Origin of the sequence: Microcoleus sp. BR0-C5 (genome assembly GCF_036705045.1) — a bacterium.
GTDB lineage: Bacteria > Cyanobacteriota > Cyanobacteriia > Cyanobacteriales > Microcoleaceae > Microcoleus.
Genome location: NZ_JAUBTR010000005.1, coordinates 139,351 through 158,493, shown reverse-complemented (window position 1 = coordinate 158,493; position 19,143 = coordinate 139,351). Strand labels below are relative to the sequence as shown.

General features: G+C 46.3%; 19 protein-coding genes. 10 read left to right on the top strand and 9 right to left on the bottom strand.

Translation table 11 applies throughout. The annotated features are described in order from the left end of the window. Window positions 1-370: 370 nt before the first annotated feature. Together QUB08_RS04325 and hslO are read right to left on the bottom strand one after the other, a co-directional pair. Entirely contained in the window at window positions 371-2,434 is a 2,064-nt protein-coding gene (locus QUB08_RS04325; protein WP_333223613.1) for a hypothetical protein, read from the bottom strand. A gap of 246 nt (window positions 2,435-2,680) precedes the next feature. Continuing rightward, window positions 2,681-3,580: an Hsp33 family molecular chaperone HslO gene (hslO, locus tag QUB08_RS04320; RefSeq protein WP_333153692.1), complete on the bottom strand. Its 900-nt coding sequence runs from the start codon at window positions 3,578-3,580 to the stop codon at window positions 2,681-2,683. 698 nt (window positions 3,581-4,278) lie between these two features. On the opposite strand from hslO, the gene QUB08_RS04315 reads away from it, so the two are divergent. Further along, entirely contained in the window at window positions 4,279-4,932 is a 654-nt protein-coding gene (locus QUB08_RS04315; RefSeq protein ID WP_333223612.1) for a Crp/Fnr family transcriptional regulator, read from the top strand. A gap of 679 nt (window positions 4,933-5,611) precedes the next feature. Here QUB08_RS04315 and QUB08_RS04310 read toward each other — a convergent pair. Next, on the bottom strand, window positions 5,612-6,832 hold the full coding sequence (locus QUB08_RS04310; protein WP_333223611.1) for an FtsW/RodA/SpoVE family cell cycle protein: 1,221 nt from the start codon (window positions 6,830-6,832) through the stop codon (window positions 5,612-5,614). A 36-nt stretch (window positions 6,833-6,868) separates the two neighbouring features. Between QUB08_RS04310 and QUB08_RS04305 the strand changes: the two genes are divergently transcribed. Beyond that, a complete protein-coding gene (locus QUB08_RS04305; RefSeq protein ID WP_333223610.1) occupies window positions 6,869-7,291 on the top strand; it encodes an EamA family transporter in 423 nt (140 codons plus the stop codon). A gap of 118 nt (window positions 7,292-7,409) precedes the next feature. On the opposite strand, the gene QUB08_RS04300 is transcribed toward QUB08_RS04305, so the two are convergent. The 4 genes from QUB08_RS04300 to QUB08_RS04285 form a co-directional block, all read right to left on the bottom strand. Continuing rightward, a complete protein-coding gene (locus tag QUB08_RS04300; protein ID WP_006634929.1) occupies window positions 7,410-7,613 on the bottom strand; it encodes a phycobilisome linker polypeptide in 204 nt (67 codons plus the stop codon). 268 nt (window positions 7,614-7,881) lie between these two features. Beyond that, entirely contained in the window at window positions 7,882-8,367 is a 486-nt protein-coding gene (gene apcB, locus QUB08_RS04295) for an allophycocyanin subunit beta (protein ID WP_006634930.1), read from the bottom strand. Window positions 8,368-8,543: 176 nt separating this feature from the next. Next, on the bottom strand, window positions 8,544-9,029 hold the full coding sequence (apcA, locus tag QUB08_RS04290) for an allophycocyanin subunit alpha (protein WP_333036136.1): 486 nt from the start codon (window positions 9,027-9,029) through the stop codon (window positions 8,544-8,546). Window positions 9,030-9,534: 505 nt separating this feature from the next. Then, the gene (locus tag QUB08_RS04285) at window positions 9,535-9,681 is read right to left on the bottom strand and encodes a hypothetical protein (RefSeq protein ID WP_333223609.1); all 147 of its coding nucleotides are present in this window, start codon (window positions 9,679-9,681) and stop codon (window positions 9,535-9,537) included. Between the two features lie 406 nt (window positions 9,682-10,087). On the opposite strand from QUB08_RS04285, the gene QUB08_RS04280 reads away from it, so the two are divergent. Next, window positions 10,088-11,359, top strand: coding sequence for an FHA domain-containing protein (locus QUB08_RS04280; RefSeq protein WP_333223608.1), 1,272 nt, complete (start codon window positions 10,088-10,090; stop codon window positions 11,357-11,359). A gap of 126 nt (window positions 11,360-11,485) precedes the next feature. On the opposite strand, the gene QUB08_RS04275 is transcribed toward QUB08_RS04280, so the two are convergent. Beyond that, complete coding sequence (locus tag QUB08_RS04275; protein ID WP_333223607.1) at window positions 11,486-12,070, bottom strand: endonuclease dU; 585 nt, start codon at window positions 12,068-12,070, stop codon at window positions 11,486-11,488. Between the two features lie 98 nt (window positions 12,071-12,168). On the opposite strand from QUB08_RS04275, the gene glpK reads away from it, so the two are divergent. Together glpK and QUB08_RS04265 are read left to right on the top strand one after the other, a co-directional pair. Continuing rightward, complete coding sequence (gene glpK / locus QUB08_RS04270) at window positions 12,169-13,656, top strand: glycerol kinase GlpK (protein WP_333223606.1); 1,488 nt, start codon at window positions 12,169-12,171, stop codon at window positions 13,654-13,656. A gap of 144 nt (window positions 13,657-13,800) precedes the next feature. Further along, the gene (locus QUB08_RS04265; protein WP_333223605.1) at window positions 13,801-14,172 is read left to right on the top strand and encodes a c-type cytochrome; all 372 of its coding nucleotides are present in this window, start codon (window positions 13,801-13,803) and stop codon (window positions 14,170-14,172) included. Between the two features lie 16 nt (window positions 14,173-14,188). Here QUB08_RS04265 and QUB08_RS04260 read toward each other — a convergent pair whose 3' ends face one another. Continuing rightward, the gene (locus QUB08_RS04260; RefSeq protein WP_333223604.1) at window positions 14,189-15,709 is read right to left on the bottom strand and encodes an NB-ARC domain-containing protein; all 1,521 of its coding nucleotides are present in this window, start codon (window positions 15,707-15,709) and stop codon (window positions 14,189-14,191) included. 279 nt (window positions 15,710-15,988) lie between these two features. On the opposite strand from QUB08_RS04260, the gene QUB08_RS04255 reads away from it, so the two are divergent. From QUB08_RS04255 to rpmA, 5 genes are all read left to right on the top strand, one after another. Continuing rightward, entirely contained in the window at window positions 15,989-16,936 is a 948-nt protein-coding gene (locus tag QUB08_RS04255) for a hypothetical protein (protein WP_333223603.1), read from the top strand. 110 nt (window positions 16,937-17,046) lie between these two features. Then, the gene (locus tag QUB08_RS04250; protein ID WP_333223602.1) at window positions 17,047-17,556 is read left to right on the top strand and encodes a DUF3122 domain-containing protein; all 510 of its coding nucleotides are present in this window, start codon (window positions 17,047-17,049) and stop codon (window positions 17,554-17,556) included. A 328-nt stretch (window positions 17,557-17,884) separates the two neighbouring features. After that, entirely contained in the window at window positions 17,885-18,100 is a 216-nt protein-coding gene (locus QUB08_RS04245; RefSeq protein WP_333145179.1) for a hypothetical protein, read from the top strand. A 263-nt stretch (window positions 18,101-18,363) separates the two neighbouring features. After that, on the top strand, window positions 18,364-18,756 hold the full coding sequence (rplU, locus tag QUB08_RS04240) for a 50S ribosomal protein L21 (protein WP_333036112.1): 393 nt from the start codon (window positions 18,364-18,366) through the stop codon (window positions 18,754-18,756). Between the two features lie 27 nt (window positions 18,757-18,783). Beyond that, complete coding sequence (gene rpmA / locus QUB08_RS04235; RefSeq protein WP_190738131.1) at window positions 18,784-19,083, top strand: 50S ribosomal protein L27; 300 nt, start codon at window positions 18,784-18,786, stop codon at window positions 19,081-19,083. Window positions 19,084-19,143: the final 60 nt, after the last annotated feature.

Below are 19,143 nucleotides of genomic sequence, written 5' to 3'. Positions count from 1 at the left end.
AAGGTCATTGCTAAGCTGTACCTCACCCAATAAAAAACTATAGCAAGCCTCGTATCAATTGTGAACTCTTTCTCTTGTCTCTCTTCTCTTCCTTTTCTTCCTACCCTACCCTTCACCGAACCCCTGCGGGGAACGGGAACGGCTTCGCCGAACGCGCCCTTTGCGTCTTCGCGGTTCGTTAAATAGAGATTCTCTGAGTTTTATCGCGTGGTGGGGGTGGCTTTATTTAATTTGTTGGCAATGTGAGGATTATTCGTAAACCCACCCCTAGAAGTTGATTGAGAATGATGGTTGATTTGAGTTAAAACTCAAATCAAGCACTAATTCTCAGAATTTAAACCCCCGCCCAATGTCGGGCAAACCAGTTAACCTAACGATTTCCAGAGCTGGTCGGAGGCTCAATTTCCGGCGGTTCAGGAGGGGGAGATTCAGACTCAGGAGGATTCAGCGACTCCTCCCAAACTTTGATTTGCGATCGAGCTTGCTCAAAAGCCCGAGTACCCGAAGGAATTTTCTTCAAAGTCGCGATCGCCCCAGCCAGATCCGACGACGACTCTTCCACACCCAGCGCCAAAATCCGCTGGCTCCACTCATCAATCGCCTCACTCGCCTGCCACCGGAGCGAACTCGACTCCGGCACCTGATTTGCCAGCGCAATAGCCGTTTGCAAAGCGTCAGCAGTCCCGGCTCGGGCCGTCTGACGGGCGTTCTGCAAACCTTGCTCGCCCTGAAATTGAGCCTCCCAAGTCCGAATGTTCGATCGAGCTTCCTCATAAAGCACCCGTCCCGATCGAATCCGGCGGGCCATCTCAATTGCCCCCGCCAAATTGCCGCCCGCCGCTAGCTGCTGAGCTCTATCCAAAAACGGCTGGTCAACAAGCCGCTGTCTCCTCTCGATCCAAGCTTGAATTTTGGTTTGAGCTTCTACGTACAGCGCCCTACCTTGACCGATCCGAGAAGCTTGAGCAACGGCCGCTTCCAGAGCATTCGGATCGCCCGAACTTGCCAAATCGTTCGCTCTTTGCAAATACGGACTGTCTTCCAGCAGCTCGATTTGACGGCTCAAGGTGCTAATTTGACGGCGAGCTTCCGAAGCGCGGGGATTTGATTCCGGGACTGTTTGCAATTGCGCGATCGCAGCCCTCAAATCATTTACCCCACCCGGCGCCGCCAGCCTGCTTGCCATATCCAAAACTTTCACATCAGCCATTTCTTGCTGCCAGCGGCCGACTAAATCTTGAGCTTGTTTGTACAAAGGGCGGCCGGACTTCAAAGTTTGAGCGATAGATATCGCCTTCGAGAAACCCTCAACAGAGCCACTCGAAGCCTGAGCTGTAGCATTCGCCAACTGGTTAAAATCCTCAACTTGGCCCCTTAAATTTGCAGCGTCGGGAATCTTGTTAGCGATCGCGATCGCCTGCTCCCAATCCCCTGCCTGCAAGCGTTTTTGGGCGATCTCCATAATTTTCTTGCTAAATTCCGCGATCGCTTTATTGGCAGCTTGATACAAATAACTGTTTTGACCAATTCCCTGAGCCAGCTTAATCCCCGTCACCAGATTGTCGAGACCTCCCTCGGAGGCTGTATTCCGGGCTTTTACCAACTTATTGCCCTCAGCCCGAGTCGTCTGAATTAGCTTAGTCAATTCCTCGTACTTAGCCGATTCCCAGAAAGTATTTCCCAAATCCAAAAGTAGAGTAGCTTGGCGGAAAGCCAGCGGCCACTCTTCCTGACGCAAGTGGTCTTGGGCCGTGCGGTAAATTTTCTCTGCATCGCTCCATATCGACTGCCACTTTTCAATCTGCTTTTCCATCTTCGGGTAAGCCGGAACGTTTTTAGGAACCTTACGAGCGAGCGCAATCGCCTCATCCAGCTTTCCTTCTTGGAAACTAGCATTTCCCAGCCTAATAATATCCTCCGACCACCGATCGATTTGAGTGTTAATTCTCGGCCGCAGCGGATGGTTTTGTGGCAAAGCATTCACTAATTCGATCGCCCTGAGCAAATCATCCGCCGTCCGCTTGCTTGCTGCTTCTTGAGCGCAAAAAAAGCGATCGTTAGCAGAAGCCGTCGGCCAAAAAATCTTTGAGCAATTTGACTGCGAGGTCAGGTTGAGCAAAGACGCAATTGCCACAAACCCCATACCCACCGATAGCATCAAACTCACCGCCAGCCAAAACTGCCACTTATTCGACCAGTTCCGCCAAAACGGATTGTGTTCCTCCGGCGGCTGCGAGTTTTCCCCAGACAAATTTGGCGGTAGTTCCAGATGCCCTCCCGGCAGTTTTCCCGAAGTAACCAACTCTCGGAGCTCTTTAAGTCGTTCAGCCCGGTTTTTCCTTGCTGGTAGCCGCACCAGCGACGAAGTATCCTTTGTTGACTCCAAGGATTCTGATGCCGACCAACGGCCTGATGTTTTGCGATCTTGACTCATATCCTCACCACAAACAGCAACCAGCCTGTCTTAATTATTTCAAAACAGCGATCGCTGCTATTGACTGCTCTATAGAATGTATTCATCACTTTTAAATACTCCTGCAGGCGAAAGACTGCAAGAGCCGATCGCCAAACCGCCAAAATCAAAATTTTGTGATTAGGTAATTGATAATGCGTAATTGGCAATTGGTCAAGGCCATCATCCCTAACTCGCACTCAATAGAGCCAATTACACATTATCGTCTCAAGAACCGGAGTTTGAGCGCAAATCGCCGATCAGTTCCGCGAGTTGGTCGCTATTAGCTTGGTAAACCTCGTTGCAGAAATGGCACGTAGCCTCAGCCCCCCCATCTTTTTCAATCATGTCTTGGAGTTCGGCTTCGCCCAACATTTTCAAAGCTCCCAAAACTCGATCGAACGAACAGCCACAGTCAAAGCGCACCATCTGAGTTTCCGGGAAAATTTCCAGGCCCATATCTCCCAGTAACTCTTCAAGAATCTGGTGCAGCGTTTTGCCCGATCGCAGCAGTGGCGTAAAGCCCGACAATTGAGCAACTCTAGATTCTAAAGTTTGCACCAATTTTTCGTCCGTTGCCGCCTTCGGCAGAACCTGCAACAGCACACCCCCAGACGCTTCTACCCCGCCCGCCCCCACAAACACCCCCAAAACCAGAGCCGAAGGCGTTTGCTCCGAGGTTGCCAAATAGTGAGTCAGATCGTCGCCAATTTCGCCAGAAACCAATTCCACCGTACTTGAATAAGGGAAGCCGTATCCAACGTCCCGCACCACGTACAAATAACCGTCACCTATTGCCCCGCCGACATCTAGTTTGCCTTTAGCATTGGGCGGCAGTTCCACTTCGGGATTATCCACATAACCTCGAACTGTTCCATCAAGTCCTGCATCAACCAGAAGCCCGCCCAGTGGCCCATCTCCTTTGATGCGAATGTTGACCCTCGATTCGGGCCGCTTCATGCTGGAGGCGAGTAACAGTCCCGCCGACATCGTGCGGCCGAGGGCGGCTGTAGCCACGTAGGAGAGCTTATGCCGCCGTCTTGCTTCTTCGGTGAGGCGGGTGGAAATGACGCCTACAGCGCGAATTCCGCCCTCTGCGGCTGTAGCGCGAATTAATTGATCGGCCATGAAAAACCTTACTTTGTCTTTTGATACCTTCTTGAACTATTTTATAAGTTCTTGAAGGTTGTGGCAGCAGAGAGCAGCAGTTGACTCGGCGGGCCTGGATGTGCGATCGAACTTCACAACTCGCCTCTGTTTTCTTTTTTACCTTGATTAACCGACTATTTCTTAACAAATACTCGGATGGATTATTCAACATCAATATTTATTTGAAAAGCCCCAAATAACGAGTACCTTTATTTTTACAAAGCCAGCTTGTTCTAAGTCATTTTATAACAACTAACAAATAAGCTGTGGAGCATTTAAACCACTAACGAGGCCAGTAGGGTGCGTCAGATCGATCGCTTCCATCGGCAAGGGAAACGCTGCGGACTGACGCACCCTACAATACTATTTTAAATGCTCCACAGCTTAACCACTAATAACTAATAACTATAGTCTAGGACGCACTACGAACAAATAAACCTGGCTTTTTAACCTATCTAGAGGCTTTTAAGCCGATGTACTTAATCTAAAAAACCCGGTTTCTGGCTACCGGTGCATAAGTTTTAAACTAACAACTAATGACTAACAACTAATGACTAACAACTAATGACTAAAGCTTATCTTGCCGCTAACCAGACGATTACCAAACCTTTACCTTTGCCGGTTAGAGTCAGAGGCGTAGGTCTCAGACAAATGTTTTTTAGCTGGAAATAAAGGATATGCCACCAACATCCAAAGCACTTTTAGCGGAAATCCAGCATAACACAGGAGCGAGTCGAAACTTGCATTTTTATGCCAAGGGGGAAACCATTCCTATGATGTCGCAAGGCCTTTGGCGAGTGTGTCAAGGTCTAGCACAACTGAGTACGCTTTATCCAAGCGGGGAAGAAGGACTTTTGGGTTGGGTTGGGCCTTCTATGTGCTTCGGTTTGTGGTTGACAAGCTTGCAGACTTACCGAGCTACGGCGACATCAGATATTTATTTGATGTGGTATTCTATGGTGGAAATCGAAGCTTCTCCTCAATTGGCTCACGAGTTACTGCCTCAAATGGTACGGCGGCTGCGGCAAATGGAAGCAATTTTAGCGATCGCCGGACAGCGGCGAGTAGATGACCGTTTGTATCAGCTACTGCTATTATTGCAACAGGAATTCGGTCAGCCTGTGGTTGAGGGAACTCGTTTGAATATCCGCTTGACACATCAAGATATTGCTAATGCGATTTGCACGACGCGGGTAACAGTAACTCGAATGCTGGGAAAATTGCAGCAGCAAGGGTTAATTAGTCGAGATGGCGATCGGCATTTAATTCTTAACAAAGATGTTTTTGCGTCCACGTCGGATTTATTTGGCTGCAACCCTCAAGCTGTGTAGAACCGACAGCAATTTGCCTTTCCACTTTTTTGCATCCACATAAAGTCTTCCAGTATTAGCTATCAAATCTCACTGCATCAGAATTGTTTGTCTGGCTCCTACTCTCCCTATCTACAGCCATACCTTTGCAGTTGGAAAAGATATAATTAAGCGGTGCATCTATTTAGGACTAAACCCAATGGCTAACTCAACTCAAGAAACCCCGCAACCAGACAAAAAAGAATTAACTGAGCTCACAGCTAAACCTCAAGAACAACAAGAAGAACCGCCCAACAAAGGTGACGGGCGGAAATAGTCGATCGTTAGTTTTTATCAGCTATTACTCGTTACCAGGCTCTGCCTGGTAACGCAGATCCGGAGGCTCCGCCTCCAATTTGCCCCAGCAAGAGACGGGCGGAAATAGTCGATCGTTAGTTTTTATCAGCTATTACTCGTTACCAGGCTCTGCCTGGTAATGCAGATCCGGAGGCTCTGCCTCCAATTTGCCCCAGCAAGAGACGGGCGGAAATAGTCGATCGTTAGTTTTTATCAGCTATTACTCGTTACCAGGCTCTGCCTGGTAATGCAGATCCGGAGGCTCTGCCTCCAATTTGCCCCAGCAAGAATCGAGGCTATTCTTCTGGGTATTGGTTCCCAGGCAGATCCTGGAAGTTAATCGGGTGTGTTTACTATTGACAAATTATTCAGTTTGTGTAGTGGCGTTGTTCGATCGCAACTTAGGCTTTCCCGGCTTTCCACGGAGGCCGTTTAAAGAAACCACATCAGCCTCAGAACTCTCCCTAGCCACCCGAATCAGCAACCCCGACAACAACAAACTCGCCAACATCGACGAACCCCCGTAACTAAAAAACGGCAGTGGCAAACCCGTAGTCGGCAAAACCCCCGTCGCCACCCCAATATTCAGCAGCGACTGTCCCACCATCACCACCATCACCCCAATCGCCACCAACTGAGACTCAATATTTCGAGCCTTCATCGCTACCCTCAAAGCCACAGTCGAGTAAGCCGCCAACATCAGCAACAGCGAGAAACCTCCCACCAAACCAAACTCCTCAGCAAACACAGCAAAAATAAAATCGCTGTACTGAATCGGCAAATAAAATAACTTTTGCTGCGACATCCCCAAACCTACACCCCAAATGCCCCCAGAACCCACAGCCAGCAGACTTTGAATCAACTGATAGCCGTCTTGCATCGGATCAGCCCAAGGATTGAGAAAAGACATAATCCGGCGGCGCTGATATTCCCTCAAACTAATACTTAAAACCGCTAAAAGCATTCCCCCCATAGCCGTGGCGCCCAACTGCAAGTAAGGCAAGCCCGCCGCCAAAGCCACCAACCACAAAGTCATCCCGCACAAAGCCGTGGTACTTAAATTCGGCTGCAACAAAATTCCCAAAAGCATTGCGCCGAAAATTAACAGCCAAGTTAAGCGAACTTTATTTGTCAACCGGGGCCAGTTACCGAAAATGCGGGCGCTTTGGAGGACAAAAAACGGCTTGATCAACTCCGAAGGTTGAATAATCGGAACCGGGCCCAGAGATATCCAGCGAGTCGCCCCGTTGATGGTGGTTCCCACTCCCGGAACTAAGGTCAACCAGAGCAATCCCAGCAGCAATAAAACGCCTAACTGAGATGTTTTCATGATGTAGCGCAGTGGGGAGTACACTATCAAGTTAAAGCCGGCCAGCCCGATCGCCACTGCGATGAGCTGTCGTTTAAAATAATAAAGGCCGTCTCCAAATTCATAATTTGCAATGGGATAGGAAGCCGAAAACAATGCTGTCAGCCCGACAAACAGCCACAGAAAAGTCAGCCACCTCAGCCACCGGGCCTCAGCGGCCCATTGAGACGCGCTGGGGTCAAAAAAGGGAATCAAGCGTCGAATGTCATTAGCCATAGGATTTTAGAATGATCTCAATAAACTCTAACAAAGATGGCTAAAGTACCAGATTGGTTAATTTACGCATTAATCTGTTCGCTATTATATGGTTTGTGGGGATTTTTTGGCAATTTAGCGACTAAATATATTGACTACAAAACTGCTTTTGTTTATGAAGCTATTGGCGCTATTTTAACTACTTTATTTATTATTATCCAAACTAATAATTTTAGTTTTGAGGGAGATGTTAGGGGAATTATTTTTGCCATGTTAGTTGGCGTTTGTGGCACTGTGGCATCATTAGTATTTTTTATAGCCCTTGGCAAAGGTGAAGTTGCCAATGTAGTGAGTGTTACGTCTATCTACCCGCTGATTACTATATTATTATCGTCTTTATTCTTGAAAGAGGCTATTACGTTACCACAAATGCTTGCTGTTTTGTTAGCGATAATCGCAGTTATACTTTCTGCTTATTAAAATATTTGTCAAGGATTAGATTAACAACGCTGGACATTATTCCTTCTGCTATAACTATAACAAACAAAAAAGAGGTCGATCGCGACCTCTTACCCCTCTACTAATCCAGCTTCGGCTCTTAAAGTAGACCGGTATTAGCACCGGGCTTACCCGTAGCCAGTTGCACTTTAATAATTCTGCCGCCCATTTTCATAATTCTTTGCTGTTCCCGGAACCAGTTGTCGTAAGGAACGAGCTTAGTAAAATAGGTATTTTGCAATTCGCGCTGAGTGCGGATGCGGGTTTGACTTGGGACGCAAGCAGTCACCTTAAACATTCTCATGGGAAACTAACTCCTGAGTAGGTTTACAGATTATTAGATGGATTTTTTAAAGATTGAAGGCAGGGAGTTAGGAGTCAAAACTAGCTCGTTAAAACTCGTCGGGCTTTCTCGACCAGCCTTTGACGGTCTAGCAATCACTCTCAACTTCCCTGACCTCTTTTCAAAGCCAAAGGTAACAAGTCCAAAGTTAAAAGTTAAAAGAGGCAAGAAACAAATATTTTTCTTTCTTCCTTCTTCTTCCTTCTTCCTTCTTCCTTCTTCCTGAGTCTTAGCTCAAGCCAGAGCAGATGTAGTCGAAATAGACGCCCATTTCTTTACCAGCGTCAGAACCGACCAAACCAGCGGTGACTTCTTTCATTGCTTGGATTGCTTGTACGGTAGAACCGATGGGCACGCCCAAGGAGTTGTAGGTTTCTTTCAAACCGTTGAGCACGCGCTCATCGAGGATGGAAGGGTCGCCAGCTAGCATAGCGTAGGTGGCATAGCGGAGGTAGTAGTCCAAGTCGCGGATGCAAGCTGCATAACGACGAGTGGTGTACATATTGCCGCCGGGACGAGTTACATCAGAGTACAACAGAGACTTAGCAACTGCTTCTTTGACGATTGTGGCTGCATTAGCGCTGATGGCGGTAGCGGCGCGGACGCGCAGTTCGCCAGAAGCAAAGTAGTTCTTGAGCTTGTCTAGAGCGCTGATGTCGAGGTACTTACCTTGAACGTCAGAGGAATTGATAACGGCGGTAATTGCGTCTTGCATGGTTGTCTTGTTTCCTAGAAAGTGGCTGAGTCAGTCCAATTTTGGAGCTAGAATTTGGGATTTGGGATTGGGGATTTGAGATTTTTAAGTAGTTGGTTATCTGCAAAAGCTGTTAGCTTGTTGTCAGCAACCCGCTATTCTTCAATCTAAAATCGAAAACCTAAAATCGAAATTCCTTACTGCATCGCACCGATAACGTAGTCGAAGTAAGAGGAAGCTTCGGAAGCATCTTCTCCAGACAGCAGCGAAGAAGCTGCATTTTTCATAGCGCGAACGCCTTCGGCGACGGCTTCAATCGGGGTGCCGAGAGATTTGTACATTTCGCGGACGCCGACAATACCGATTTCTTCGATCGGAGTAATGTCGCCAGCTACGATTCCGTAGGTGATCAAACGCAGGTAGTAGTCCATGTCGCGCAAGCAAGTTGCTGTCATTTCTTCGCCGTAAGCGTTGCCGCCGGGAGAAACAATATCAGGGCGCTTTTGGAAAAGTTGGTCGCCGGCTTGCTTGACGATGCGTTCGCGGGATTCGCTCAAAATTTGGGCGATGCGGACGCGGCGTTCACCAGAGGTGACGAAGCTTTTGATCCGATCTAATTCACCTGGGCTCAAGTAGCGAGCTTCGGCGTCTGCGTTGACGATTGATTTGGTGACGATACTCATCTTGTGTGTACCCGCTGGATATTTTGCTATATGAACTGCTCTGCGCTGAGCTAGCGAAGGCGGGCGCTTGCGTCCCGTATCTTTCCTGCTCAGGCAGGAGCTTTGACGGGGAAGGCTGGACTTTCCACTTTCAGCAACTGTTGAAGTTGTTGGCGGGTGACTGCCTTCGGTGCTTAACGGCGCTTGTTCTTCACGCCGGTGCGGTTGTGAGTGCTCGCACTAAGCCTGTCGCTTACAATACCATAAATGACTGATGCGATCTTTAATTTATGATCAAGATTGCAGCAGGCCACTTAGTGGCGATCGAGTGACTGTCGGGCAGTTAGTAAGGATATTGCTTCTCTGACACAACTACCTCTCGCAAGTATTTTGAGGCATTATGTTCACATTCTGAGTGTTACTGTAATAGTTTGTAACATTCCTTTTCATATTTGGGCCCTCGCTTTGGTCTTCTCCGTTAAAATTTCATAGTTAAAAAATTGCTAAAATTATCTGGCAGCAATGGTTACAGGCGATCGAGCATTGAGCGGGAATTGTGACGGGCGATCGCGCGGGGTTCAAAGACTTTTCCCTCAGAGAGAGACAAGCGGGAGATAGGGGGAGACAGGCGGGAGAGAGGCGGGGAGAGGTGCGATCGTCTCACATCTTGCACGATTCTCAATAAGTCTGGGACGGGCGGGATCTCTTGCCCAAGGCGTGTCAACTTAAGGTAAAACCGATAGTCCGTCAGGGGTTGAAACCCCTGCCTCAAAGCGAAAGTCCTCTAAAAGAGGACTAATGAATGATTGAGTCCTCTTTTAGAGGACTTTCGCTATTAGACTGGGAATTCATTCCCTGGCGGACTACCGGGTAAGGGGGAGGACTGGCGGACTAAAAGCTTAAGTTGACACGCCTTGGCTGCTGCCAAACCCCTACTACCCACAAGAACACTCACTCTTTGTGTTTGTGGAACAGGCATCTTGCCTGTTCTCGATCGCGATGCCAGATATAAAATCATCGGAAATCGTAACTTTCGAGCTTGTAGCTAGATTTGACTCTCACTTTAAATCTGGTGCGCCGTGAAAAGAAATCTATCAGCCCTTAACAAAGCTTTACAGTTTGGCATTAGCGGTGCAGTCGGCGGTTTCGTCGGCAATCTCATCACCGAACCTTTCATGCAGGGACTCACTGGTTCGGAATCTGTTTTTGACAGTGTATTGTCCACAGCTCGCTGGTTTGGATTGGTAGGCGGTGGCATTGCTACTCCATCTGTTTTTGACAGTGTATTGTCCACAGCTCGCTGGTTTGGATTGGTAGGCGGTGGAATTGCTACGGCTATAATGTTCGGCTATTATTACTATATCAAAGGTAAGCCTCAAATTAAACAGGCTTTAAAAAATGGCGGATTGTTTGGTTTAATTGCAGGAGCCCTTTCTGGAGCGATCGCCGAAGGTATTTACAGCGGGATTGGCGACGGAGACAACGAATTATTGCGAGTAATTTGCTGGGGAATAGCTGGCAGTTTGTTAGGACTGGGACTGGCACAGCGGATTCCTAATTTGGGGGCGCTTCGCGGCATGGGAGGCGGCGGTGTTGGAGGAGTTTTGGGCGGCTGTTTGTTTATTCTGTTTGCTTACAATTTATCCGGTACTGCGGGCCGTTTAGCTGGCTGTGCTGCGATCGGTTTTTGGATTGGCATCATGCTAGTTGTAGCTGAAACTTTGTTCAACAAAGCTTGGCTAGTAATTAGTTACGATACGGGAGCAAATCGCACTCTCACTCTGGGATCGGAACCAGTGACTTTTGGCAGTGATGAAAATTTGTCTATTATCTGCATTCCTAATGTTTCGCCCTTAGCGATGCGGTTTCAATTGGAAGGGGGACAAATTGTTTGCGAGAATGTTGATAGCGGGGCGGTGACTTATTTGCGATCGGGCGACCAAAAGAAAATCGGCAACTGTACAATTACAGTAGGAAACTCTGACTTGCCAGCCCCAACATCGGCAAATATTCCGCCTACCTTTATATCAGATCAGCCCGCAGTAAATTCTTTTACCAGCGGTCAATTTTCTCTCAAATTAGGCAGTCGAGTTATTCCTCTGAGTGCGGGAACTCAACTATTCACCTCTGACATACCGAGTTTAACAGCCGCAGCATCTAACGGGCTTGTAGCTATAGTCACTTCTCGATCGAGAAACGAGCTTTCGTTAGGATTGACAAATTTGTGCGATCGCGCTTGGTGGGCTACAGACATTCAAGGCGATATAAAAATGGTAGAACCTGAAAGTACCCTAACTTTGGCGTTGGGAACTAAAATCGAATTCGGTGAAATTGACGGCGAGATTGTGTAAGTAAGCGAGTAAAAACTGAGATATTGCACCATTGTCAATAAACCTTTCATGGGCGGGCAGGATGCCCACCCCACAATAAAATTTACTCTTTGTGGAACAGGCATCTTGCCTGTTCTTAACAATAATTCAAGCAGAACTGCTGCTAACTCCATTAATTACCGCCGCACCAATCAAATGAGCCAAACGCAAAGCTTCAGGAACTTTACCAGTGTCTGTCAAACGCTGAAGTACCCTCGCTATTACTTCGGGTTGTTCGCCGCACACTTGAAAAAAGAAAGGTTCAAAAGCGTGAATTTTCCCGGCGCGGCGCAACAATTCTAAACGGTATTCTGAATCGGGTAAATGGCGGAGGGCTTTTTCAACAGCAGCTAAATCTGGTTGGCGGCGCATGACAGCAACGCAAGGAATTTGCAGCCGCGATGCTAAATCGGGAAGGTCAATAATATTGAAGCCACCGAAAGCAATTCCGTCTAGCAAAACCAGATGTAATTGCGGCAGAAACTTGCCTCCGAGGAGCAGCCCAGAAATAGCATCCGTGGCATCTAATCCGTCTGGGAGGACTTGTCCCCACACCATTCCTTCAAATCGAGTTCCCCCGCAGACTATGCCCGCGATCGACACTAGACTGCCGCTTGTACGAGAAAACGGAGCGTCGTCAAAGCCAATAACCTTAATTGTGCGATCGAGCCTGAGCAAATCTGCCAGTTTCAACTTGTGGAGTTCCCTAAACTAAAGTTTGTGAGATTAGCTTGTGTTTTACATAGTATCATATACGTTAAATAGCTCATTACTAAAAATATTTTAGACAATTGGTAAAAAAATACGTAGCAGCGATCGACCAAGGAACCACCAGCACCAGATTTATCATATTCGATCGCCTGGGACAGAGAATTTGCAGCAACCAACAAGAACACCAGCAAATCTATCCGCAACCAGGATGGGTTGAACACAATCCCGATGAAATTTGGCAGCGCACCCAAAGCGTGATTAAAAATGCCCTCGAAATCGGCAATATCGACCCCAAAGATATTGCTGCACTCGGTATTACCAACCAGCGCGAAACTACAATTGTTTGGGACAGAAAAACTGGCAAAGCTTACGGAAATGCGATTGTTTGGCAAGATACCCGCACTCACCAAATTTGCGAAAAATTAGCTGAAGTCGAGGGCAAAAATCGATTTCAAAAACGATGCGGTTTGCCGCTGGCAACTTATTTCAGCGGGCCGAAAATTAAGTGGATGCTGGACAATATCGCAGGATTGCGGGAAGCTGCAAATCAAGGGGATGCGATTTTTGGCAATGTCGATACTTTTCTGATTTGGCACCTGACTGGCGGCGCGCACATTACCGATGTTACCAACGCCAGTCGCACGATGCTGATGGATTTGCAAACGCTCGATTGGGATGCCGAAACTTTGGAAATAATGGCAATTCCCCGCCAGATGCTGCCAGAAATTCGCCCTTCGAGTCAAGTTTTTGGCACTGCAAAAGGATTGTTAGATGGTGTTCCAATTGCTGCTGCTTTGGGGGATCAGCAGGCGGCTTTGGTGGGGCAAACTTGTTTCAGTGTTGGGGAGGCGAAAAATACTTACGGTACGGGCTGTTTTATGCTGCTGAATACTGGTGAGACGATCGTCCCTTCAAAGCAAGGATTACTGACAACAGTCGCCTACAAGATGGGAGAATCGCCCGCTGTGTATGCTTTGGAAGGCAGTATTGCGATCGCCGGAGCATTAGTGCAGTGGCTGCGGGACAATTTGGGCATCATCAACACATCTGCGGAAGTAGAAACCTTAGCAAATACAGTCGAAGATAGCGGCGGAGTTTACGTTGTCCCGGCATTTTCTGGACTCTACGCACCCTATTGGAAAGACAGCGCGCGGGGAGTAATTGCAGGTTTAACTCGTTACGTGACTAAGGCACACATTGCCCGCGCAGTATTGGAAGCGACAGCGTGGCAAACGCGAGAAGTATTGGATGCGATGAATCAGGATTCAGCAGTGCAGCTTTTGTCTTTAAAAGTAGACGGAGGTATGGTGGGAAATCACACGCTGATGCAGTTTCAGAGCGATGTTTTGGGAGTGCCAGTGGTGCGGCCTGTGGTAGCAGAAACTACTGCACTCGGTGCTGCTTATGCGGCAGGTTTGGCGGTGGGTTTTTGGAGTCAGCTAGCGGAATTGCGGGACAATTGGGCGGTGGATTGTACTTGGGAACCGAAAATGCCGATCGCACTTCGCGAGCAAAAATATCGCTTTTGGAAAAAAGCAGTTTCCCGCACATTCGATTGGGAAGAATGAATATAAAGCCTTTAGAGGCGGGCTAGAAACCCACCCCACAAGTAGAATAAAAATTCACTTTTTGTGGAACAGGCATCTTGCCTGTTCCGGCTATGTATTTAGTGCTATCATCAAATGTAGCACTATTTTTCAACCTGCAAATAGATGATTTCGCTAAATAACTTAAAAAAAATCCTCGCCACCGTTCTATTAATACTGACACTGGCATTTGTAGAAATCGCTGCTAATTCCCAAATGGCGATCGCAGATACAGCGACAAATCCCGCAACCGCAGCCGAAGTCTTCAGCACCAACTGTGCCGGCTGTCACATCAACGGCAGCAACATTATCAGGCGCGGCAAAAACTTGAAACAAAAAGCATTAAAAAAATACGGCATGGATTCCATAGCCAATATTTCCAACTTAGTAACCAACGGCAAAGGTATTATGCCCGCTTACAAAGATCGTTTGTCGGAACAACAAATTATCAATGTTTCAGCTTACGTGCTATCCCAAGCTGAAACCGATTGGAAATAGCACCTCGGTAGATTATTTATAGCTTAGGCAATCTTGCCATAGACATCAGATATTTCTTGATCGCAGGTTGAAGCGCGAACAGGGTTTCACTTTCGCCTTGGACTGTTTCAATTAGCGATCGCCTTAAAAGCGATTCCAACGTCTTATTAAAAAATTCTGAGTCCCCCTCTTGCTGAATATCTGAGTACAAATTTTCAATATCAACAGGCTTGACTTCTTTCACCATACAGTATAATAGTTCGATTTCTAATGCTGATAAGCGATTAAACTGCCGAGATAACATATCGCTATAATCTCCCAGAAACAGCCCATTTCTTAAAAACTTAGCAATGCTGTCCCCAAACATATCATGAATAGTTGTGGTTACTATTTTTAACGCTAAAGGATTGCCGCTGTATGCCTCTATCAATTGTGAGTATTCACCTTCTTCAGACAAACCCTTGTTTTTAATGATTTCCACAGCCGCTTCTCCCAAACTACCCAATTTCAACGACCTTACAGGTTGATTTTGACCTTCTAACGCTGCAATTTCTTTAGGTTTTTCGCAGCTAGTCAATAGCAAGCAACTTTGATGCTGCGATTTTCCTAGTTGTTTCAAAAATTCCCCATACACTTGATATCCTTCTCGATAATTTCCTGTTAACTCCTCAGTGCTGAAAACAGCTTCCCACTCATCTAAGATTATCAGGCAGCGACGCTTTTGTAAACACTGAATCAGCCGCTGGATACCATCAGCGATGATTGTCGGTTCTATTGCATTTGTGGAAGCAATTAGGTGATCCAGGGAAAATTCAAGCTGCGATATCGCAGCTTGAAAAAATTTTTTATCCTGAGTAATTAACTGCAATTTCTCTAAATCGTTTGGCGGTTGATCTGATAAAAATTCGATTAAATTTACCAGAGTATCTGCCAACAGAGGTGCATGACTAAGGTTGAGCCAAATCAAGCACTCAAACTGGTGTTTAATCATATCTGTTAGCTTAGATGCTAAAGCAGTTTTGCCAATGCCCCCCATACCCAATATAGTAACTAAGCGACAGTTTTCTTGTAAAATCCATTGCTCTAAGTTAGCCAGTTCTGTTGTACGCCCGTAGAAAATAGACGTATCCACCGCCAGCCCCCATTTAGTTCGATTTTCGATGCGAGTTTGGGTAGAATTTATGAATTTAGGATGGAACATTTCTCCATGAATCTTTTGTTTATAACCAAATATTTCTAACATAGTTGGGATTTCTTTCCAGTCTTTCGGTTGTTGCAGCGTCAAAACTTCTATGTAGCGATACAGCCCTCTCGATAAGTCTACTCTAATACCCGCACAGTCGCGATGGAGTGCGGCGGCGATTTCCACCGGACTATAATTGCAAAGCAATCCTCGCAGGTAAGTTTTTTCTAAAGGAGTTAGTCGCTGCTTTCCACTGCTAGCGTACTCTTGCTTTGCCACTGTCAAGTCTGCATATAACTGTTCGAGATTCCACCAAGTCGCAGCCTCTATAAACTTCTGTTCTGGTATTTGTAAGGGTTTATTTGGAGGTGTCATGTATATTCACAAGCAGAAGCACACTCATAATTACTTATGATTTTACCAGATTAAAGATCTAACTTATTAAGTATTTTTACTTGCTTGTGAGGTTATTTTAGATCCGTTATAAAATTTATTGTAAATAAAACCCATCCCTATGCTGGTCTACTTCTCACACAAATACCTAATAAAAATACTAATAGCTCTTAGGTAACTTATCGGTCTTGAGTGTTTTATAAATGTAGAAAGCAGGATTTTATAACACTTGCTATCAGAAAAGTTAAGAGGACAGCTTAAATGGCATCAATTCAACTGAGAAATCAGCTAACTGCAACAGACAGGGTTATCCCAACTCCCGACCCGTTTGATGCTCCTGGTGCAACAACTCGCGCTAAAGATTACATCTTAGAGGTACAGTTAGTTAATCAGCCAATATCAATCGATCTTTTGAGAGATGTGGGCACCAGTAACTATGACCCTTACGTGCAAGTCTTTCAGGTACCCAAAGGCAGCAAGGGTGCGAATGTCGCTAATACGGGTTTTGTTGTTGCTGAGGATGATGATAGCGGCGGCGGCGGCCTAAACTCAAAAATAGCGGCGCTTACAAGTCAGCCTGGTGTGGACTATGTAGTCCGCGTGACTAGCCCCGGTTTCTTAACACTTCCTGAGCCTTTCACATTACAGGTTTCAACTCCCACTGGCACTGTCGCCTTGAAAGACCCCGTAACAGGTGCGACTTTAGATGCACAAGGCAACATTATCGGAGGCGGTCCCGGCGACCCTCTAACAGGCAATCTTCCCGTCCGGCGTTTCTTTGACAAGGTGGCAGGAGGGCATTTTTATACCACAGACCCGACAGAGAAAAATGACCGACTAAACAACCCTGTTCGTTACCAGAGTGAAGGCGATGAATTTATCGCTCCCGCCGCCGGTAACGCCAAGGTTCAACGCTTCTTCAATACAGCATCAGGAACCTTTTTCTATACGAATAAACCTGGTGAGATACAGTTTGTTCGCGACAACTTACCCCAGTTCCGTGCTGACGGGGAGGCTTTCAATTCATATAGCACGGCAGTTTCGGGTGCGATACCCGTCTTTCGTTTTACCAACCTGGCGAGGGAACGGGAAAATTCCCAAAATATTACACACTTTTTCACAGCAGACCCAAACCAGCGGAGGCAGGTACAGGGGAGGTCAGATTTCCGGGATGAGGGGGTTGCTTTTTATGCTCTTCCCCCCGCCTAAGCAGGCAGTTGGATTCATCTAGGTTTAAAATGAGTAGTAGGGTGCGCCGCACGCACCCTACTTTTTTATCTATTAAACTTTTGGGTAACAAGCGATATTTTGGTCATCCTATGAACAATCTCAGTACAAAACCTTCCCTATTCAAGGCTTTAACTGTAATTATCTTGTGTTTGTATCTAATCTTAGCTGTCAGCCCGCCCGCTTTGGCTTCGATTCACAAATATCCCGAAACTGCCGAGACAGTAATGTTCCGATCCGTACAAAGCCTGCGTGATAAAGATGACAAAGCATGGCAAGTTGTTTTGTACAAGCGAGTCAAGTCGGGAGTAGTAAAGTCTTTAAATCTGAGATTAGTAGGATTTCCCGGAACAGAATTTCAGCATCCTTTTCCGCTGAAAGTTGCGGCGGGCAAGCGCGAAATTGGCAAGGCAAATGATATTTGGAACGAGTCGGGTTTGCCAATTAATGTCGGAGAATACGATTTCAAATCAATAATTACACAATTGGAAAGTAATCGACCTTTGCTGTTGAGTTTGCCTGTGAAAAATCACAATGAGACACAATTGCTGGTTCCTCCTTTTGCTGTCAGAGAATGGAGGCTGTTGTTAGACAGAAACTAAATATACCTATTTAAGCGCACTCTACATTATTTAAAATCGATACAATTTCCCATGTCACAAATCGTTATGTTTAAATTATGCCTTAAGGTAGATTTAACGCAAGCGAAGAATAATATCTTAGGGCAAAAACTAAATAGATCAACTTAATCGCACTGTACATTTAAAATCGCTCAAGTTTCCTGGATGTATTAAAAATAACTTTATTTACATAGACCTTAAGGTAGATTTAACCTATTTTAAGGGTAATTATGAAACAAACTAAAAGCTGAGTTAGTCGGTTGACAAAACTTCAGTGTTTTAACGTAGGTGTATTCAGGGTGAAGCTACTATGACTTTAATCAGTAAAATTGTCCGAAAAGCTTTGGCAACAGGTTACTTAACGGTTGAGGCAGAAGAACAGTTGCGACAGCAGTTGCAGATGACTAAGTACGGTTTAGAAGATTTTGACGCTTTTATTAATTTGCAGAAAGAGGTGATGGAAGGTAGGGTGAAACAACAAGCTTTGGAATTGTTACGATCGCGCAAATGTTCTGCGACTGCTTAAATCCAGTTCGATCGACCTTTTGGAGAAATGGGATAAAAAAGTTACAGCATCTTGTATTTTTATCCCTAATTAGAAATTTCCGGCGCGATCGAACTTGACAAAAATACCAAAATCGCGAATAATGGTAGATTGTCTGTCTAAATCCGGCTCGGATCAGGTTAAGACATTCCAAAAGCTGGAGAGCAGTCAGCAGTCAAAAGTCCACAACGACCAATGACCAATGACTCATCAGCTACCTGTACGGCAATCTCAACAACCATCCCATGACTTACGCAATCATTGAAACCGGCGGCAAACAATTTCGGGTAGAACCAGGCCGCTTCTACGACATCGAACTGCTTCACGTTGAAGCTGAATCCAAAGTCACCATAGACAAAGTATTTCTGATCCAGCACGAAGGCGAGGTTCATATCGGCCAGCCTCTACTAGAAAATGCCACTGTAGAAGGAACGGTTCTCCGGCATTTCCGGGGCCGCAAAGTCCTCGTCTACAAGATGAAGCCGAAAAAGAAAACTCGGAAGAAAAAAGGGCACCGTCAAGAAACAACTCGCTTTATGATTGACTCGATTAGCGTCAACGGTACAGTCTTAGCAGCCAGAGACTTAACTCAAGCAGTTGTTGAAACTCCCCAAACCGCCGAAACTGATTCAGAATAAAACATAGTAAATACAGTTGAGGATATTATGGCCCACAAGAAAGGTACAGGCAGTACACGTAACGGACGCGACTCTAATTCTCAGCGTCTGGGTGTCAAAAAGTACGGCGGTCAAGTTGTCAAAGCTGGCAACATTTTGATCCGTCAACGCGGCACTAAAGTTCACCCCGGTAATAATGTTGGTATCGGCAGAGATGATACTTTGTTTGCCATGATTGACGGTGTGGTGACTTTTGAAAGAAAAGGCAAAACTCGCAAGAAAGTCAGCATTTATCCTGTGGTTGCAGCACCTGTGGCTGAGCCCGTGGCTGAAGCTGTCGCAGTTTAATTATTCGTTCCTAGGCTATGCCTGGGAACACATATCTAGAGGCTCTGCCTCCTGATTCTC

Excerpts from the sequence above, each read along its gene's own strand:
- rplU (WP_333036112.1), top strand. The coding sequence starts at position 18,364 with ATGACTTACGCAATCATTGAAACCGGCGGCAAACAATTTCGGGTAGAA.
- QUB08_RS04260 (WP_333223604.1), bottom strand. The coding sequence starts at position 15,709 with ATGACACCTCCAAATAAACCCTTACAAATACCAGAACAGAAGTTTATA.
- hslO (WP_333153692.1), bottom strand. The coding sequence starts at position 3,580 with ATGGCCGATCAATTAATTCGCGCTACAGCCGCAGAGGGCGGAATTCGC.
- QUB08_RS04310 (WP_333223611.1), bottom strand. The coding sequence starts at position 6,832 with ATGGCTAATGACATTCGACGCTTGATTCCCTTTTTTGACCCCAGCGCG.
- QUB08_RS04325 (WP_333223613.1), bottom strand. The coding sequence starts at position 2,434 with ATGAGTCAAGATCGCAAAACATCAGGCCGTTGGTCGGCATCAGAATCC.
- QUB08_RS04300 (WP_006634929.1), bottom strand. The coding sequence starts at position 7,613 with ATGAGAATGTTTAAGGTGACTGCTTGCGTCCCAAGTCAAACCCGCATC.
- apcA (WP_333036136.1), bottom strand. The coding sequence starts at position 9,029 with ATGAGTATCGTCACCAAATCAATCGTCAACGCAGACGCCGAAGCTCGC.
- rpmA (WP_190738131.1), top strand. The coding sequence starts at position 18,784 with ATGGCCCACAAGAAAGGTACAGGCAGTACACGTAACGGACGCGACTCT.
- QUB08_RS04255 (WP_333223603.1), top strand. The coding sequence starts at position 15,989 with ATGGCATCAATTCAACTGAGAAATCAGCTAACTGCAACAGACAGGGTT.
- apcB (WP_006634930.1), bottom strand. The coding sequence starts at position 8,367 with ATGCAAGACGCAATTACCGCCGTTATCAATTCCTCTGACGTTCAAGGT.
- QUB08_RS04305 (WP_333223610.1), top strand. The coding sequence starts at position 6,869 with ATGGCTAAAGTACCAGATTGGTTAATTTACGCATTAATCTGTTCGCTA.
- QUB08_RS04250 (WP_333223602.1), top strand. The coding sequence starts at position 17,047 with ATGAACAATCTCAGTACAAAACCTTCCCTATTCAAGGCTTTAACTGTA.
- QUB08_RS04265 (WP_333223605.1), top strand. The coding sequence starts at position 13,801 with ATGATTTCGCTAAATAACTTAAAAAAAATCCTCGCCACCGTTCTATTA.
- QUB08_RS04315 (WP_333223612.1), top strand. The coding sequence starts at position 4,279 with ATGCCACCAACATCCAAAGCACTTTTAGCGGAAATCCAGCATAACACA.
- QUB08_RS04245 (WP_333145179.1), top strand. The coding sequence starts at position 17,885 with ATGACTTTAATCAGTAAAATTGTCCGAAAAGCTTTGGCAACAGGTTAC.